This window comes from Bacillus sp. V2I10 (assembly GCF_030817055.1).
Lineage (GTDB): Bacteria > Bacillota > Bacilli > Bacillales > Bacillaceae > Bacillus_P.
Map to the genome: position 1 here is coordinate 3,789,088 of NZ_JAUSYV010000001.1, position 17,586 is coordinate 3,806,673.

The following is a 17,586-nucleotide window of genomic DNA, read 5'->3' on the forward strand; positions in this document are numbered from 1 at the left end:
ATATATGTTTTCTACTTCTGAAATTGGTATTGACTTAGGTACAGCAAATATTCTTGTATACAGCAAGGATAAAGGAATCGCAATAAATGAACCGTCCGTTGTGGCGATTGATACAGTAACAAAAAATGTTTTGGCTGTAGGGACGGAAGCAAAAAGCATGATTGGCAAAACGCCTGGTAAAATTGTGGCGGTCCGACCGCTAAAAGATGGCGTAATTGCTGATTATGATGTAACAACTGAAATGCTTAAGCAAATTATGAAAAAAGCTTCAAAAAAATTAGGGTTTTCTATTAGAAAGCCTACTGTTGTTGTATGTACTCCCTCAGGTGCAACAAGTGTTGAACGCCGTGCCATTCACGATGCGGTAAAAAATGCAGGAGCTAAAATCGTTCATTTAATTGAGGAGCCGGTTGCAGCAGCTATTGGCGCAGATCTTCCTGTAGATGAACCGATCGCTAATGTGATTGTTGATATCGGCGGCGGTACCACAGAGGTTGCCATTATTTCTTTTGGCGGGGTTGTATCATGTCACTCCATCAGAATCGGCGGTGATCAGCTTGATGAGGATATTATTGGATATGTCCGTAAAAACTATAACCTGTTAATCGGCGAGCGCACTGCTGAAAACATTAAGATGGAAATCGGCTATGCACTTGTCAAGCATGACGAGCTGTTAATGGAAGTCAGAGGACGTGACTTGGTTACAGGTCTTCCAAAGACGATAACTCTATCTTCAACAGAAATGCAGAATTCAATGAGAGAATCATTGCTCCATATACTGGAAGCGATTCGTGCTACCCTTGAAGACTGTCCTCCTGAGCTTAGCGGTGATATTGTAGACCGCGGAGTTATTCTGACAGGCGGCGGTGCATTAATGAAAGGCATGCAGGAATGGCTCAGTGAAGAAATTGTAGTCCCTGTACACCTTGCTCCAAGCCCGCTTGAATCAGTTGCAATCGGAACAGGAAGATCTCTTCAGGTCATTCACAAGCTTCAAAAAGTTTCAAAATAATATAAGTGTGAAAGAGCCGCATTTTACTGCGGTTCTTTTTTTGCTTGATATAGAACGTTTGTTCTTATTTTTTATTCTACTTTCTTTTTCTAAATAAATCAATCACTTGAAAATTATTCTTTTTTTCTCCAAATTTTTGAAACTTTTCTCTTTTCATATGCGTCTTACCTATTGTATGATTCACATAAAAACATCTAATCTACAATTTCACTGGGGGAGAACGACATAAAACGCTTATTATTGTTCGTATCAATTACTTTTGTTCTAAGCGGATGCGGTTTGGCGGAAAAAGAAAAACTTATCATGGCGAATAATGCTGTGAGTGCAAAAGCTGTTTCTTCAAAGGCGATGGAGATGAACCGGGAGTTTGCTCTGATTGACAGCAGAGACGGCAGCACAGTGACCACATTTATACCAGCTGCAGATAAAAATAAAGAGCAGCATGAAAAGGATATGAAGGCACTGGTTCGGCAGATGGCAGATAAATTTGATCAGCCGATGACCCCTTCAAAAGTTAAAGACGGCAAGCTTTTCCCGGGTCAAAGCCGGGTTGTCCTGGATGAGAAGGCTCTATTAAATCAATTGCTGAATCTATCGGCATTTAATCAGGAAATCCCGCTCCCTATCACGGAAACAGCTCCAAATATTACGCAGGAAGCCTTAAATGGCGCTAAACAAAGCGTGATCGGAAGCTACAAAACAACTTTCAATCCTTCTGTAGCAGGCAGAAGCACCAACATTGCCATTTCTTCGAATGCGATTAATGAAATCGTACTTGGACCTGGAGACAGATTTTATTTTAATTTAATCGTCGGTGAGAGAACACCTGCACGCGGATATCAAAAAGCGCTTGAGATTGTAAATAAAGAGTTTGTCGAAGGAATCGGCGGAGGCATCTGCCAGACATCAAGCACTTTGTACAACGCTGTTGCCAAGGCAGGTCTTGAAATAATCGAACTTCATCACCATTCTAAAGCAGTCGGCTATGTCCCTATTAATCAGGATGCAACTGTTTCCTGGGGAGGCTACGATTTTAAATTTATGAATAATAAAGACTATCCTGTTATTATTAAATCCATAACCGATCAAAAAAGCGGCACTCTAGAGGTTCAAATTATAGCAGCTTCTAAAATCTAATATTATAAAAGGCTGAGTCATCGTGACTCAGCCTTTTATGATCAGCCTGTTAACTTTTTCTTAGCTTTAAGAAGTCTGCTGTACTCTGCATCAAGCAATTCAAAAGAAGGGTCATCTCTGCTGATTACACTCAGCCTGCTTAAAACAGCTGTCAGCTGATGATCTATTTTAAGCAGCTCTTTCTCAATATCTGTTTCATTCGATTCACTACTGCTCTTTGAAAAATAGTCATTAAGCTTCATTTCTACTCTTCTTACGGTCCCATCTTCAAATACGAGCAGCTTATCACATAATTTATTTATAAAATACTGATCGTGAGAGACAATAATGATGGTCCCTTCAAACTCATCAAGGGTTTCCTCTAGCTGTTCGCGGCTCGGGAGGTCCAGATGGTTTGTCGGCTCATCGAGTATGAGAACGTCATATTCTTTGAGGATCATAGACACGAGCTTCACCCTTGTGCGTTCACCTAGGCTCAGTGAACCGATTGTCTGCTGAAGTTTTTCTTCAGGTAGCCCCATATTTGCGAAAATGGTCCGCGCTCTTAGAATTTGTTCCCTCTCATAAAGATCAAGAGCCTCAAGAACCGTTTCATCTTCTTTTAAATCATTCACATCCTGACTTAAATAAGCGATCTTCATCGTTTCGCTTTTCCATAACTCGCCTCCGGTCACGTCTTCCATGCCTTGAATCATCCGGATGAGCGTCGATTTACCGGCTCCATTTTTTCCGATCATGCCAATTCTCTCGCCATGTTTAATATAAAAATGGCTTTTCTTAATCAAGGGCAGCTGCCCAAACGTTTTTTCAAGATCCTTTGCTTCAAGTACACGTCTGCCTCTCTTGCCGCTTGAATCAAACTGAAACAAGACTTTCGCTTCATCTTGCGGCTTTTCTATTTTATTTTTTTCAAGCTCAGCCGTTAACCGCTTCATCTTAGAACGGACCTGAATGTCCAATTTTTTCGCCTTTACTCTGTGATATTCTTTAAAGCCCATTTGTTTCCGTTCAGAAGGACTTCCTTGCTTGGTTGATTCACGGTGAGCTTTATCTGACCAATTCTTTAAATTTTCCATTTGCCCTTCAATTTTTGCTTTATACCGCTGCTGCACTTCATACTGATGCTTTTGTTCTTCTAAAAGTCTTTTCTTCTCGTCCCTGTAAGCCGTGTAATTCCCTTTGAACTCCTTTATCTTCTTATTTTCCAGTTCAAAAATATGAGATACGGTTCTGTCGAGAAAATACCGGTTATGCGAGATAATCAGCACAGCTCCACTAAACGTCCTCATCTGATCCACAAGCCATTCTATTCCCTGATAGTCCAAATGATTGGTCGGTTCATCCAGAATCAGCAGATCGGGGTTTGCGGCCCATACATGAGCGAGTGCGAGCTTCAGCTTCTCACCGCCGCTTAAATGATAAAGCCGGTCATCTTTCCAATTCTGCACTTTTTCAAGTCCTAATTTTTTTGTCGTTTCAAAGATCGTTTCGAAGCTGTGATCTTCTAAAACACCTTTAAAATCATGTACGGTGTAATCAACTGATTGCATCAGATATCCGATTTTCATGTCTTTTTTTCTGTAGATGCTGCCTTCATCAGGAAGAAGCTTCCCAAAAATCAGATTGGCTAGGGTCGTCTTGCCTGCACCGTTGTATCCGACTAATCCGGCACAATCTCCTTGTTTCAATTCAAACTGTATGTTTTCAAGTATAACTTGATCACCATATTGTTTTTTTACATCCTTTACATTAAGAATTGTATTTGCATTTCGCTGTTTTAAGAATCTTTCATTTTTACCCATAAAAAAACCTCCCAAGTTCGCCTAGAGAGGATTTCAACCATATGAAATAGACAGAAGGGTACAGAAAAAAATGCAAAAAGATGCATGTTTCTGGGCCTTCAGCTGGAAATGGTATGAAAAATGAGCGTACTCATCCTATTCTCTAGGTCTCGTTTTTTTGCTTATTCAAAAAACGTTTAGAAAATAAGATTAGTTCCACATGTCTCCTGTACCTTTTCCTTTCCGATATTAGAATGATATTAGTATATGATAAAAAAACTAAATATGTCAACACCATATGAAAGCAGTTACATCATGGCATCGTACAGCTTGGCAAGGTGAAGATTCTCTTCAAAACATGCTGCCCCACCCTCCAGACACCAGCATGCACTCAGTACAGCCTGACAAAAGCCCCAGCCAATCATCCGGCTTCGGTCCAGGCCTAATTCTTTTTCGAACAGGTCAAGTCTCTTTCTGAGAACATCCTTAGGATTTTTTTTATCAAATAGATAATTTTTGGAAAAGCTTGTTACTTCATATTCTGCTTCCCCTATAACCCCCTTAGGGTCTATGGCAAGCCAGTCCTGGCCCTTTTTCAAGATATTGTCCTGATGAAGATCTCCATGCAGAAGAATGGGTTTAGTAATAGAGTTTATTAAATCACCAAAAAGAACCTCCGCTTTATGAATCCATTTTTCAGCAATGATATTTTGCTCCACCTGTCTCAAGCCGGCCATCCAATCTGACAAGTGAGGGAAAGAATGGTCACCTGCATAAGGCTGCCAAATTTTCTTCATAACAGATGAAGCAATTGAAACAGCTGTATCAACGCTGCTCACCTCTGACAGCATGGTGCCTGGAATTAATTTTTCCAAAATTAATAGACCGTGATTTAAATGGGCATCAATCAGCTTTACCATGCCATCTCCGCTGCCCATTATCTTTAAAGCGATGCACTCTGCGATTAAATCTTTGTGGTTGGGAAGCCCGATTTTAACAACAGCCTCTTTTCCATTTTCCATAACTGCCTGTGCCACATAGTGATACGACAATTTATAAGGTTCCCCTATTTTAAGGCCGAAAGTCTGCTCGCAGCTCGCAATGATGAAAGGGAGTTCACGGAGCCAGGCTTCTCCTGAATCTCCATGAACTCCGATAATTGTTTGTTTAAACTCACTTGAAAGGTTCATTCTCCTTGTTCATCTCCTTGAAAAGCCTGGTCTGCAAGGATCGAATACGTAATTTCATCTGCCGGAGGATTATGGAGGCCCGCTCTTACATCTCTGTAATATCTTTGGAGGGGAAGGGAATTAAACATGCTTTGCCCCCCAACTACACGCATGGCTAGATCGACCACTTCGACTGCTGTATTTGTAGCAACTGTCTTGGCTGCTGCAAGCTCCGCTGAGAGCTTATTTCGCTCATTGGGTGAAGCGTCCCATTTTTCTGCTGTACCGTATAAAAGATGTCTCGCCGTCAGAAGCGAAAGATCCATTTTTGCTATCTTTCTTCTCACTTCAGGCAGATCTTTAATTGGATGATTTAAGCTGTTTGGCTGATGTTTTTTTGCAAACTGGACAGCAAAATTCCTTGCTGCAATGGCAATTCCCAAATAACATGCCGGTATATGGAGCAGCCAGCCTTGCTGTGCCGGTCCTTTAGAAGGTTTCGTTTTCAAACCTGTCATCGCTTCTGCATCAGTTTCCACATTCTCAAGAATTAAATCATCGCTTCTTGTTCCTCTCATTCCAAGCGTGTTCCATGTTTCTTCAATGGAAAGCCCGGGAGATTCTCTTGGAATAATAAATTCCCCCACTTCGCCTGTATCCTCAATTGTTGCGGTAATCAGGAAATAATCAAGCGCAGGAGCAAGGGATGTGAATATTTTCTTGCCGTTAATGATCCACTTCTCCCCATTGCGTTTTGCTGTCGTTTCAGGTTTTCCTCCTCTCACAGGACTTCCTCCATTCGGTTCAGACGCTGCACTGTTCAGTAATTTGTCGAACTGTATGATTTCTCGGGAAATCCGTGCGTACGTTTTTTCTTCCCACTTTTCAGTTTCTCTAATATTCATAAGAATTCCAAGATGCCATCCAAGTGATAAAGCTGTTGCTCCGTCACCCTGTGCAAGCTTCTCCTGTATTAACACGAATTCATAAAGAGTCAGATCGTCTCCGCCATATTTCTGAGGGATTGATAATTTCAAAAAGCCCGCTCTTTTTAAATCATTGAAATTTTCAAAAGGGAAAAGAGCCTGCTGATCGTAATAATCGGCACGCACTGAGAACTGCTGTGCAAGCTCAGTAGCCTTCTCCAAAAATATCAGTTGTCTGTCCGTTTTGATGAATTGCTGATCAAGCACGATTCCACCTTCTTTCCCTTCTATTCTATCTTTTCTCGCACATTTGATAAAGTATTCCGATCTGATATCTGTTTGTATATAGAATACTCAGTCCTTTATATTTCCTAATGTTAACAGTTCTGATAAAATAGAACTAATTCTGGTTAAAGGAGATAAAGCTAATGACTTCTTTTCAAAAAAAGCTCGAAAAATATGCAGAGCTTGCTGTCAAAGTCGGAGTGAATATTCAAAAGGGGCAAACGCTTGTCATCAACGCTTCCATTGATGCAGCTGAATTTGTCCGTTTAGTTGTAAAAAAAGCCTATGAAACAGGTGCAAAACACGTGCAGGTAGACTGGAATGATGACGAAGTAACCCGTACAAGATTTGAGCTTGCACCGCTGGAAGCTTTCGAAGAATTTCCTGAGTGGCGTGCAAAAGGTCTAGAAACGCTTGCCGAAAATGGCGCTGCTTTTATGTCGATCGTTTCATCGTCCCCTGATTTATTAAAGGGCATTGACTCGAAGAAAATTGCTGCCAATTCAAAAGCTGCAGGCACTGCTTTATCTACATACAGAAATTATGTTCAGGCAGACAAAGTAAGCTGGTCCGTGATCGCCGTTCCATCTGAGAAATGGGCTGCAAAAGTGTTCCCTGAAGCTGGCGAAAAAGCAGTTGAACAGCTGTGGGATGCAATCTTCAAAGCAACCCGCACAGATCTTGAAGATCCTGTTGCAGCATGGAAGGAACATGATCGATCACTGAACAGCAAGGTAGAATATTTAAACGGCAAAAAATATAAAAAGCTCCATTACCGTGCACAGGGAACAGATTTAACAATCAAACTTCCTGAGAAGCACCTATGGATTGGCGCAGGAAGCGTCAATGAACAAGGCAACGAATTTATGGCTAATATGCCAACAGAAGAAGTGTTCACAGTTCCTGATAAAGAAGGCGTAAATGGCGTTGTAGCAAGCACAAAGCCTCTCAGCTACGGTGGTAATTTGATTGACAATTTCTCTCTTACATTTGAAAACGGCCGGATTACAGACGTCAAGGCAGAAGAAGGCGAAGAAATTTTAAAAGAACTCACAGCAACAGATGAGGGCTCTCATTACCTTGGAGAAGTAGCACTTGTTCCTCATGATTCTCCTATTTCTATGTCTAATGTTTTATTTTATAATACACTTTTCGATGAAAATGCATCCAATCATTTAGCAATCGGCAATGCTTATGCTTTCTGTATTGAAGGCGGAAAGAAAATGTCCCGCGAAGAATTGGAGAAAAACGGCGTCAACTCAAGCATCACTCACGTTGATTTTATGATCGGTTCAGCAGAGATGGACATTGACGGCATTCTGAAAGACGGCACGAGCGAGCCTCTATTCAGAAAAGGCACTTGGGCAATCTAAGCGACCGCATAAAAGATTTAAAAACCGCCTGGAGATGATTCCCAGGCGGTTTCTGCTTATTTGTCAGATGTTTTCTTTTCAAACCACATCAGTCCGATCGTTCCTTCACCAACATGTGCTGAAATTACAGGACTTAAATCTCCAACTTCTATTGCTAATGCAGGGTCGATTTGTAAAAGTCTTTCCTTCCACTCTCTCGCTTTTTCGAAGAGATTGCTGTGAATAACAGCTGCTCCATAAACACCCTTTGTTACATAAGATTCTTTAAAAATTTCTAAAATGCGGTTTTCAGCTTTTTTCGTCGTTCTTACTTTTTCAAGCTGAACTAATTCACCTTGCTGAAACTCAATAATCGGACGAATTTGCAGCAGATTGCCGATCACCATACCCACGCCGGATACACGTCCTCCTTTGTGAAGCTGTTCGAGACTGCCAATCAAGTTAAGTCCTCTTACACACTCCGGAAGCTCCTGCAGATGTTTGGCTATTTCTTCGCCCGAATACCCTTCCCGATCCATGCGAACGCCCTCGAGCATCATGAATTCCAAGGCTTTTGCACCGATTTTAGAATCAATATGCACCATGTTAAAGCCTGCAATTTCTGCGGCAAGCATGGATGCATTCAGAGTGCCGCTTACTTTTGAAGTAACATGAATGGCGATCCCCATTTCGTATTCCTGTTTCAGCTTCTCATATAATTTGACGAAATCACCGACAGCAGGCTGACTTGTTGTTGGTGAAACCTTCGATGCTTTTAACTTTTTATAAAATTCTTCATTTGTAAGTTCAATGCCGTCTTTATAACAATTCCCATTAAAAATGATGGAAAGCGGCACAACATATATTCCATATTTTTCAGCAGCTTCTTCTGAAATACAAGAAACACTATCTGTTACCCATGCAATTTTTTTCAACAAATCTTTACCCCCAGGCCTATTCACTGGCTCTTTATCAAGACCTTGTTTCTATATCAGTCTCCCGAAAAACAGCCTCTCATTCACACATACTGCCAATTCCTGCTGGATTGCCAGGAAAAATGTCAACAGTTTTCATTCTATAGCGAACTAAAGGAATAAACAATAGAGTGAATCACATGTTCATTGAATTTTCTTATTTCATAAAGAAGATTGACGGAAAAAGCAGAATTCATGTACGATGAGACATATCAACCTGAACGGGAGCGTATAACGATGAAATCTGTTGAAGTATACATATTATCCGGATTTTTAGGAGCGGGTAAAACAACGCTTTTAAAAAATATTTTAAAACAAGAACAAGACAAGAACCGCAAAATTGCCGTAATTATGAATGAACTCGGGAAAGTTTCTATCGATTCGGACGCTGTCTCAGATGATATTCCCTTAAAAGAGCTTCTGAATGGATGTGTATGCTGTACAATGCAAGGCCAGCTGGAAGCACAGCTACAGGGTATGCTCTCGCAATACGATCTTGATGCCATCTACATTGAAACAACAGGGGCGGCACATCCAATTGAAGTGCTGGATGCTTGTTTATCGCCTGTTTTTGCTGAAAAATTAGCGATAGGATCCATTGTTACCCTTGTTGATGGCGCCCGTTATCACGATCGCCATGCCTTAAGTATTCAGCTTCAAAAACTGCTGCAGGAACAAATTCATCATGCAGACATTGTCCTCTTAAATAAAGTGGACAATCTCTCAGAATCAGAACAGGCATCTCTTGTCTTTGACATTCAGAACATTGCTCCTGATTCCAAGGTGCTGCTGACTCAGTACGCCAATATAAGATTAAGCGATTTTCAGCAATTAACCCGCAAGCAGCAGAAGGAGCATCAGAAAACACATGTGCAGCTTGATCTGCATTTAAAAACATATATTCATACTTTTACAGAGCAAATTGATTTTGAAGCTTTTGAGGATTTTCTGAGAAACATGCCTGATACAATCTACCGCATAAAAGGTTACCTTTCCTTTACACATTCCGAGGATACGTATCTGTTTCAGTATTCATACGGCATGCCGCTCTACTTAAAAGAGCCTGTTAACATGAAAAAGACGCTTGTTTTTATCGGCGAACATTTAGATCATGCGTGGCTGAAGAATCAGCTGAATGACTTGCAGCAATAGCTGATTTAAAAACCGTCCTGTATCAGCAGGACGGTTCTTTTTAGCGATTATTCTCATATATCTTTAAATTTGAGTACACCATGGATAAAATCGGCGCATCTATTTTATGTTTATTGGCAAGCTTCAAAAGGTACCCCTGCAAATGATCCGCTTCAACTTCTGTCAGTTTCTCCATATCCCTCTGCATGGAGGACTTCATTCCCTCTGTCATGTTATGTATTTTTTTAAGCTGAATATCTTCAATGCCGTCAGCAATTGGCGCACCTTCAGCACGCATAATCGATCCGATTTCATAAAAGAGTTTCTCAATAACATTCATGCCGAATGCATTTTCGCGAATAGGCCCGATTGGTGAACGGAACAGAGTGGTTACACCAGACAAACCTGAAATAAACATATATTTATGCCACATATCAGCAAGAATCCTGTCACTATTTCGAATTTCAGCATTTGCTCCAGCAAATAATGCTTTAAGTTTTTCAACTTTTTCCGTCTGCTGCCCAAATAGGGCTCCGTAGACAAGTTCATGGATCGGACTGGTCTGCACGATCGCACCTTCCTGATCTACTGTCGATTCAATAAAACATAAACCGCCGATAACACGATCTTTTGAAAATCTCTCCTGCAGCATGTCCAAGTGGGCGATGCCATTCAGCAGCGGCATAATGAGTGTTTGATTTCCCGCAAATGGAATTAATTCTTCCATGACCTTTTCCAGATGATAAGCTTTCACAGATAACAGAATGAGATCAAATGCTTCCCTTTTACCTCCTGCAAGCAATGTTTTAGCATGAAAATGATAGTCTCCGTGTATGCTTTTCACTTGTAATCCATGCTCATTCAGCAAATGTGCCCTTTTTTCTCTGACTAAAAATGTGACATCCTCCCCTTTTTCGGCAAGACGAGCACCAAAATATCCGCCAACCGCTCCTGCTCCAACAACTAATACTTTCACTTTTCCATCCCCTTCCCTACATCATAAGTTTATAGAATCCATAAAGAAAAAACAAAAAATCCTGCTCGAAAAAAGCAGGATTTCTTCTTATACATCTTGACAGCTGGATAGAGGAAAAATAAAAACCGCCGATTGGAGGTTTTTGATTTGTGCTAGATCAGTCTAAATTAAGCTAGAAAAAGATCATTTTGGCTTTATAAGAAAGACTGCAGATAGCAACTAGCTAAATAAAAAAATCGTTTCGCTATAAAAATGAAAAATCCGGCTAATTATTTTACTTAATCGGCGATAAAGAATAGAATTTCAGCTAATAAAGATAAGATTTCCGCTAGATTGGCCAACGGCGATTACTGGAATGATGCGCTTTCCTAAATCATCCTGCTTCAACACCAAGCTCTCAGATCAAAAAAATCCGGCAGCCAAGGTGCTAAGCACCTATACTGCCGGATCCTTATCTGACTCCCTGAACTATACAGGCAAAGTCACTATTTTTATGCTGTATTGCACCGCCTTTTAACCCCTCGGTCAGAACAAATCTGCCATGCCTGGGCTAAACAGCCGGCTTCGCTTTTCTATGCATACATTGTTTGAAGCTGTTTTTGAACATCTTCATTCTCAAGGTACTCATCATATGACATTTGTTTGTCAATAACGCCCTTTGGTGTTAATTCAATGATGCGATTTGCAATCGTTTGAACAAACTGATGGTCATGAGATGTGAAAATCATTGCGCCCTTGAATGCGATTAATCCGTTGTTAAGTGCAGTAATTGATTCTAAGTCTAAATGGTTCGTAGGCTCATCTAAAAGCAGAATGTTTGAGCTGCTGAGCATCATTTTAGACAGCATGCAGCGGACTTTTTCTCCACCCGATAAGACGCTTGCTTTTTTGAGAACTTCTTCGCCTGAGAAGAGCATTCTTCCAAGGAACCCGCGAAGGAAGCTTTCACTTTGGTCGTTCGGCGAGTATTGGCGGAGCCAGTCTACAAGGTTTGATTCTACGCCTTCGAAAAATTCGCTGTTGTCTTTAGGGAAATACGCTTGAGAAGTTGTCACTCCCCATTTGAATGTTCCGCTGTCTGCTTCCATTTCACCCATTAGAATTTTAAATAGAGTTGTAATCGCGATTTCATCACGGCCGACAAGAGCGATTTTATCTTCTTTATTCATAATAAAGCTTACATTATCAAGTACTTTTACTCCGTCAATTGTTTTTGAAATGCCGTCAACGCGCAGAACATCATTGCCGATTTCACGCTCAGGTGTAAAGCCGACCCAAGGATAGCGGCGTGAAGATGGTCTGATATCATCAAGAGAAATTTTATCAAGCAATTTCTTTCTTGATGTTGCCTGCTTTGATTTCGATGCATTTGCACTGAATCGCGCGATAAACGCTTGAAGCTCTTTGATTTTCTCTTCTTTTTTCTTGTTTGCATCAGAAGCCATGCGGCTCGCAAGCTGACTTGATTCATACCAGAAATCATAGTTTCCGACATAAACCTGAATTTTCCCATAATCAAGGTCTGCAATATGCGTACATACTTTATTAAGGAAGTGACGGTCATGGGATACGACAATAACAGTATTTTCAAAGTTGATCAGGAATTCTTCCAGCCATTGAATCGCTTTGATGTCCAAGTGGTTCGTAGGCTCATCAAGAAGAAGAACGTCAGGCTTGCCAAACAATGCTTGAGCAAGTAATACTTTCACTTTGTCTCCGCCTGTTAAGTCAGCCATTTTTTTCGAATGAAGCTCTTCAGTAATGCCAAGTCCTTTTAATAGAATCGCAGCTTCACTTTCAGCTTCCCACCCGTTAAGTTCTGCAAATTCGCCTTCAAGTTCCGCTGCACGCATGCCGTCTTCATCTGAGAAATCAGCTTTCATATAGATGGCATCCTTCTCCTGCATCACTTCATAAAGACGGGCATGGCCCATTATGACAACCTTCATTACTTCATAGTCTTCATATTCAAAGTGGTTTTGTTTAAGAACAGCCAGACGTTCGCCAGGTCCTAAGCTCACGTTTCCTGTCTGTGCTTCAATCTCGCCTGAGAGAATCTTAATAAAAGTAGATTTCCCTGCACCGTTTGCTCCAATTAAACCATAGCAGTTGCCAGGGGTGAATTTTATGTTAACATCTTCAAAAAGTTTGCGGTCACCATAACGCAATCCCACATTGCTTACTGTAATCATTAAAGTTAGTCCTCCATCTATACATAATCTACAAAATTATAACACGAACTGGCGAAAAAAAATAATAATTGCAGATTTGCCGCAAAAATATTCCGGGCATTTCCGCAAAGTCCATCTAATGTTCACATTCAAAACGTTTTGAAGGGTGCTTTTTTATGGTAGGATTATGTGTATTACATCCCGGAGGTTATCCCATATGAAATTACTTACACTCCTAGAATATTCTCTTTATATTCTATTTACTGGATTGTTCCTTGCTTTTACAGGGTTTCAGACGAGCAATGTCACTTTTTTCATCGGCCTAGTCGTCATTTATCTCATCGTCCACTACTTCAGCAAAAAAATCTTAACCCGATATGGAAAAATAGATGCTAAGGTATCCTTTCTAAAATCAATACTCGGAATTATCGGTGCAGTATTTGTTACGATGCTTGTTCTGACATTGATATACACATAGAAAAGCGCAAGCGCCTTGTTCAGTTCCGAAAGGCAGTTAAGGATCCGACTGAAAAGTCCGGGTTTGACTATTTTGACGGAGCTGTCCACCAAGTGTGCAACCTTTCCTATTACTTAAAAAAGCAGACATTCCTCATCGGATATCTGCTTTTCTTAATCTGCGCGTTTCTTTAGTAAATCGTTCTCTTATTTCCTCCATGCGCTTACGATTGACGCCAAAATCATAATACCCTTCCGTGGAAAAAAGAAAACCAGGGATCATTCATTCTCCCATATCAGTTGGAGGCGCTGAATTGCCTTTATTCCTGTATTTCTTAATTCCAAGCCACACTGCAAAACAGATTAAAAATAGGACGAGCAGCACAGGAATATTTCCTGCTGTGAAGACAATCAGGGCAGAACCTGCTGCAAGCAGAGAGTTCAGGCTTTCCATGAACTGTTTTTTCGTTTTCTCCCACGTATTCAATTCTTCGTTTTCAAGTCCAGGCACAGAAATCTTATCCTCAGAAATCTGCATCGTGATCGTTGCGAAAGAAGTTTGGTTTTTCAAGTAGTTGATTCTGCCTGTAATCTGTTCCATCTCCTCTTGTACTGCACTTAAATCCGAGGAGATTTTCAGCAGATCCTCTGTTTTTTGAGCATCTTTCATAAAGCTTAAAAGTCTTTCTTCAACGGCCTTTTTTGCTTTCAGCCTTGATTCAAGGTCGACGTATTCCTCTGTAACATCCTGGCCTGTGACAGTTTGCTGATTCACTTTTACGCTTCCTTTTTCAACGATTTTTAAGAAGCTCTGGAATTTATCCTCAGGTACTTTGACTGTTAATGACCCCTCTTTTGGCATTTCATCCTCACTTGAATATGTATTTGATTCAATGACATACCCGCCTAGTGAGGCAAGCGCATCTTGAAAAGCCGATACAGCCTGATTAAAGTTTTTCACTCGAATAGACAGATCAGCTGTGTAAATAACTTTGCGGTTATCAGGTGCAGACGGCACAGCTTTGTTTTCAGGTGAAGAAATTTCTGCTTTGTCAGCGTGCTCACCTTCTGAGTTCATTGTCATATCAGAGTCTGCTATTTCTTTGGATGAGTCACCGCCTGAGCTGTCCGCACTTTTATCTGATTTGCTTTCTGAATTGCTGCAAGCTGCACTAAAAAATGTAAGTAATAGGATAACGATAATAGTTCCAAACTTTTTCATGATCAACCCACTCCCCTTTTATATAAACGATTAGACGAGAGTGTTTTCCATTTCGTTACATCTCTAGATTATTTTGTTTTTCTTATCTTTTCAAATGGAAAGAATACAAACTCTGCCTTGCCTGCAATGCGATCTTTCGTGATGCTGCCAAGTCCGTTTCTTGAATCCATACTGTTTGTGCGGTTATCTCCCATAACAAAAACTTCATGATCAGGAACAGTAATGGCATCAAAATCATCCATCAGATGCAGTCCGAGTTTTTCTGCCTTCTTTTTATTAGAAAGCAAATACGGTTCCACAAGCACCTTGCCATTTATTATAACCTTGTGATCTTTAACTTCTACTGTATCTCCAGGCAGTCCAATAACCCGTTTCACATAATGAACATCCTTCTCCTCGCCATCAATGATGACGATATCTCCCCTGCTCACATCCCCGATCATAAAGCTGGATTTGTTTACAAACAGGCGTTCACCGTCATGAAGGGTCGGGTCCATTGAAGATCCCTCTACTAAATATGGCTCAAAGAGAAAAAGACGGATGATAAAAGCCAGGCAAGCAGCAAGCAAGATAGCCTTTCCCCATTCCATTAATGAGTGTGACTTATGTTTATTATTCATATTGATCCCCCCTTTGCCTGAAATTTTTCTCCTTAAGTAGTTAGTCGCAGAAGATTCAAAACCCTTTTTGCACAAATAAAAAAGAAATAATTACACGTCCTTTTATACATCTAAGCCATTTAATTTTACTATTTATTATACAGCTGAAGAATTTATGAACAATAAAAACACCCTGCCTGAATACACTTAATGGACAGGGAATCGAAAGGCGGATGAATGCGGATGGAAAGCCTGCTCTTTATTGTTAAGCCGATAGTTCTTGGCATAAGTTTAGCTGCACCAATAGGTCCGATTAAGTTAGAGATGATCAAGAGGGGGATAATGGGAGGGTTTTGGCCTGCGATGCTTGTTGGAATCGGCGCCATCACGGTCGATATGCTATTAATGTTTGGGATATTTCTTGGACTCGTGACGTTTCTTCAAAGCACGCTGTTTTCTGCAATTATTAGCGCAGTCGGATGTTTTCTATTAGCGAGGCTTGGTATAAACAGTATACTTCGCTCTCTGTCTTCTGAAAAAATGATAAAGAAAGAAGACGAAAAAAAAAGCAGTGCAGGATCTTATTGGACGGGCTTTTTGATAGCACTGGGCGACCCGTTTATTTTTGTGTTCTGGCTTGGTGTTTATGGCACTGCGCTGACAAGTCTTGGGCCGCATCATACCGTTTTTTATCTGCTGATTTACAGTCTGCTTATTATTGGAGGGGTTACCCTCTGGAATTTGAATATCGCAATTACTGTTCATTTTATCCGTGACTTTATTCAGGATAAAACGCTGAAAGCCGTTACTTTTATTGCAGGTATCATCTTGCTTGGTTTTAGTATGAAATTATTCAATCAAATGATCGAATTAGTTATGTGAGTTCTGAAACAGGGCTTTTTTTTACAGCAGGACTTAGTAAAACAAGAGGATTCATCCATGGATGAATCCTCTTGTTCTTCCTTTTATTCAAATGTCGAAGTTACCAGGTATCCTGCATAAAAAAGCACTTCTTTTGAATACACCGGCAATTTCGTTTCCCAAGTTTGATACGCTGAAGTCGTAGTAGGAGAAGAATAAACATTCATCCCAATCTGTTTTGCAAGCAGAATAGACCGCTTCATATGATAAGGATCGCTTACGATTGTGTATGACTGCAATCCTGCTTCTTTTCCTGCTTCGTATGCGTATTTCAAATTATCTTCTGTCAGTCTTGAGCTTGTCTCAATTAAAATATCGGATTCTTTCACACCGTGCTCCACGGCATAGTTTTTTCCGACAATCGCTTCAGGCAAGTCTGTTTTTATCGCTTTGCCGCCTGTGAAGATAATCTTATCAACATTTTCCTTTTTATAAAGCCGGATTGCGTGATTGATCCGTTCTCTAAATACCGGCGAAGGATCCTCTCCCCATGCAGCAGCTCCGAGAACAATGGCTGCATCAGTTTTGACCGATTCGTGCTTATTGCCGAAATGCCAGATGCTGACCGAAGAATAAACCAACAGCAAAAGAACGGCAAGCAGCATCATTTTAACCAGAAATGCTGCAATTTTTCCTACCTTCATTCAAATCATTCCAATCTCATCTGCACATGAAATACCTATTCCCTTTTTACCATCATCAACAGCACGGGGCAAGAGTTTTTTATTAGAAATGCGGAAGCGCCTGTTCTGACCGCTTGTCTCTGGTTTTTGACCATACATCTAATTACTTCTACTTATCGAACACCTTACACAAGCTCATGTTTCATGCGACGGGAAACGACACAGCAGAAATTAGGCATATTTGTCAGTAATAATAGTCCTTCTTACTAAAGAAAAAAGCTCATCTAAAGAGATGAGCTGCGCTATTCGTACCTTAGAGAATCAATCGGATCAAGCCGTGCTGCTTTGTTTGCAGGCAGTATGCCAAAGATGAAGCCGATGATCATGGAGAATGCAAGTCCACCGAGTACAACCTGCCACGAAACGAGTGAAGGCCATCCTGCAAAAACGGAAACAAGCGACGCCCCTCCAGCCCCTAGCAGGATGCCGATGATTCCGCCGATGAGCGTAAGGGTGATGGACTCAATTAAAAACTGAGTGAGTATTTGTCTTTTAGTCGCACCAAGCGCTTTTCTGATGCCGATTTCGCGGGTTCTTTCTGTGACGGATACAAGCATAATATTCATGACACCGATGCCGCCGACAAAGAGTGAAATCCCTGCGATTGATCCGATGATTAATATCATAATTCTTGTCACCTGACCAATCCCTTCAGCGATTTCTTCCATATTAAAGACTTGATACTCATCCTCTTTCTCATGCTTCTGATTCAAGAGAGCGGTGGATATCTTTTAATACGTCGAATGATTCTTTTCCGACCTTGTAGCTTTTGGTAATGCCGGAAAGCTGGA

Annotated in this window: 16 protein-coding genes and 1 pseudogene; 6 read left to right on the top strand and 11 right to left on the bottom strand. The window is 40.8% G+C overall.

Features of this window, described 5'->3' with window-relative positions:
* Positions 1 to 4 precede the first annotated feature (4 nt).
* Together mreBH and QFZ72_RS19145 are read left to right on the top strand one after the other, a co-directional pair.
* Positions 5 to 1,012 carry a rod-share determining protein MreBH gene (gene mreBH / locus QFZ72_RS19140; RefSeq protein WP_223441855.1) on the top strand — a complete coding sequence of 336 codons (1,008 nt, stop codon included), beginning with the start codon at positions 5 to 7 and terminating at the stop codon, positions 1,010 to 1,012.
* A gap of 279 nt (positions 1,013 to 1,291) precedes the next feature.
* Positions 1,292 to 2,149 (top strand): VanW family protein, encoded by an 858-nt coding sequence (locus tag QFZ72_RS19145; protein WP_307436460.1) that lies wholly within the window; start codon positions 1,292 to 1,294, stop codon positions 2,147 to 2,149.
* Positions 2,150 to 2,190: 41 nt separating this feature from the next.
* On the opposite strand, the gene abc-f is transcribed toward QFZ72_RS19145, so the two are convergent.
* The 3 genes from abc-f to QFZ72_RS19160 form a co-directional block, all read right to left on the bottom strand.
* On the bottom strand, positions 2,191 to 3,951 hold the full coding sequence (gene abc-f / locus QFZ72_RS19150) for a ribosomal protection-like ABC-F family protein (protein ID WP_307436463.1): 1,761 nt from the start codon (positions 3,949 to 3,951) through the stop codon (positions 2,191 to 2,193).
* Positions 3,952 to 4,238: 287 nt separating this feature from the next.
* Positions 4,239 to 5,120, bottom strand: a complete 882-nt coding sequence (locus QFZ72_RS19155) for an aminoglycoside phosphotransferase family protein (RefSeq protein ID WP_307436466.1) — start codon at positions 5,118 to 5,120, stop codon at positions 4,239 to 4,241.
* Positions 5,117 to 6,292: an acyl-CoA dehydrogenase family protein gene (locus QFZ72_RS19160; RefSeq protein ID WP_307436469.1), complete on the bottom strand. Its 1,176-nt coding sequence runs from the start codon at positions 6,290 to 6,292 to the stop codon at positions 5,117 to 5,119. The genes QFZ72_RS19155 and QFZ72_RS19160 overlap by 4 nt, the downstream gene beginning before the upstream one ends.
* Positions 6,293 to 6,453: 161 nt before the next feature.
* On the opposite strand from QFZ72_RS19160, the gene QFZ72_RS19165 reads away from it, so the two are divergent.
* Positions 6,454 to 7,683 carry an aminopeptidase gene (locus tag QFZ72_RS19165; RefSeq protein WP_307436471.1) on the top strand — a complete coding sequence of 410 codons (1,230 nt, stop codon included), beginning with the start codon at positions 6,454 to 6,456 and terminating at the stop codon, positions 7,681 to 7,683.
* Between the two features lie 56 nt (positions 7,684 to 7,739).
* On the opposite strand, the gene QFZ72_RS19170 is transcribed toward QFZ72_RS19165, so the two are convergent.
* Positions 7,740 to 8,600, bottom strand: coding sequence for a DegV family protein (locus QFZ72_RS19170; protein ID WP_307436474.1), 861 nt, complete (start codon positions 8,598 to 8,600; stop codon positions 7,740 to 7,742).
* A 273-nt stretch (positions 8,601 to 8,873) separates the two neighbouring features.
* On the opposite strand from QFZ72_RS19170, the gene QFZ72_RS19175 reads away from it, so the two are divergent.
* Positions 8,874 to 9,788: a CobW family GTP-binding protein gene (locus tag QFZ72_RS19175; RefSeq protein ID WP_307436476.1), complete on the top strand. Its 915-nt coding sequence runs from the start codon at positions 8,874 to 8,876 to the stop codon at positions 9,786 to 9,788.
* A 40-nt stretch (positions 9,789 to 9,828) separates the two neighbouring features.
* Here QFZ72_RS19175 and QFZ72_RS19180 read toward each other — a convergent pair whose 3' ends face one another.
* Entirely contained in the window at positions 9,829 to 10,743 is a 915-nt protein-coding gene (locus tag QFZ72_RS19180) for a ketopantoate reductase family protein (protein ID WP_307436478.1), read from the bottom strand.
* Between the two features lie 572 nt (positions 10,744 to 11,315).
* Positions 11,316 to 12,935: an ABC-F family ATP-binding cassette domain-containing protein gene (locus tag QFZ72_RS19185; RefSeq protein ID WP_307436480.1), complete on the bottom strand. Its 1,620-nt coding sequence runs from the start codon at positions 12,933 to 12,935 to the stop codon at positions 11,316 to 11,318.
* Between the two features lie 196 nt (positions 12,936 to 13,131).
* On the opposite strand from QFZ72_RS19185, the gene QFZ72_RS19190 reads away from it, so the two are divergent.
* Entirely contained in the window at positions 13,132 to 13,392 is a 261-nt protein-coding gene (locus tag QFZ72_RS19190; protein WP_307436483.1) for a hypothetical protein, read from the top strand.
* A 261-nt stretch (positions 13,393 to 13,653) separates the two neighbouring features.
* Here the strand turns inward: QFZ72_RS19190 and QFZ72_RS19195 are convergent, their stop codons facing one another.
* Together QFZ72_RS19195 and lepB are read right to left on the bottom strand one after the other, a co-directional pair.
* Complete coding sequence (locus QFZ72_RS19195; protein ID WP_307436484.1) at positions 13,654 to 14,592, bottom strand: DUF4349 domain-containing protein; 939 nt, start codon at positions 14,590 to 14,592, stop codon at positions 13,654 to 13,656.
* Positions 14,593 to 14,660: 68 nt separating this feature from the next.
* Positions 14,661 to 15,212: a signal peptidase I gene (lepB, locus tag QFZ72_RS19200; RefSeq protein ID WP_307436487.1), complete on the bottom strand. Its 552-nt coding sequence runs from the start codon at positions 15,210 to 15,212 to the stop codon at positions 14,661 to 14,663.
* A 222-nt stretch (positions 15,213 to 15,434) separates the two neighbouring features.
* Here lepB and QFZ72_RS19205 point away from each other — a divergent pair, with 222 nt between their 5' ends.
* Positions 15,435 to 16,073 (top strand): LysE family transporter, encoded by a 639-nt coding sequence (locus QFZ72_RS19205; RefSeq protein WP_307436489.1) that lies wholly within the window; start codon positions 15,435 to 15,437, stop codon positions 16,071 to 16,073.
* Between the two features lie 83 nt (positions 16,074 to 16,156).
* Here QFZ72_RS19205 and QFZ72_RS19210 read toward each other — a convergent pair whose 3' ends face one another.
* The 3 genes and pseudogenes from QFZ72_RS19210 to QFZ72_RS19220 all read right to left on the bottom strand — a co-directional run.
* Complete coding sequence (locus QFZ72_RS19210) at positions 16,157 to 16,756, bottom strand: YdcF family protein (RefSeq protein ID WP_307436492.1); 600 nt, start codon at positions 16,754 to 16,756, stop codon at positions 16,157 to 16,159.
* The gene (locus tag QFZ72_RS19215) at positions 16,757 to 16,894 is read right to left on the bottom strand and encodes a hypothetical protein (RefSeq protein ID WP_307436495.1); all 138 of its coding nucleotides are present in this window, start codon (positions 16,892 to 16,894) and stop codon (positions 16,757 to 16,759) included. It lies immediately after the preceding gene.
* Positions 16,895 to 17,037: 143 nt separating this feature from the next.
* Positions 17,038 to 17,496: pseudogene (locus tag QFZ72_RS19220) on the bottom strand (ABC transporter permease); the annotation flags it as partial.
* Between the last annotated feature and the right edge of the window lie 90 nt (positions 17,497 to 17,586).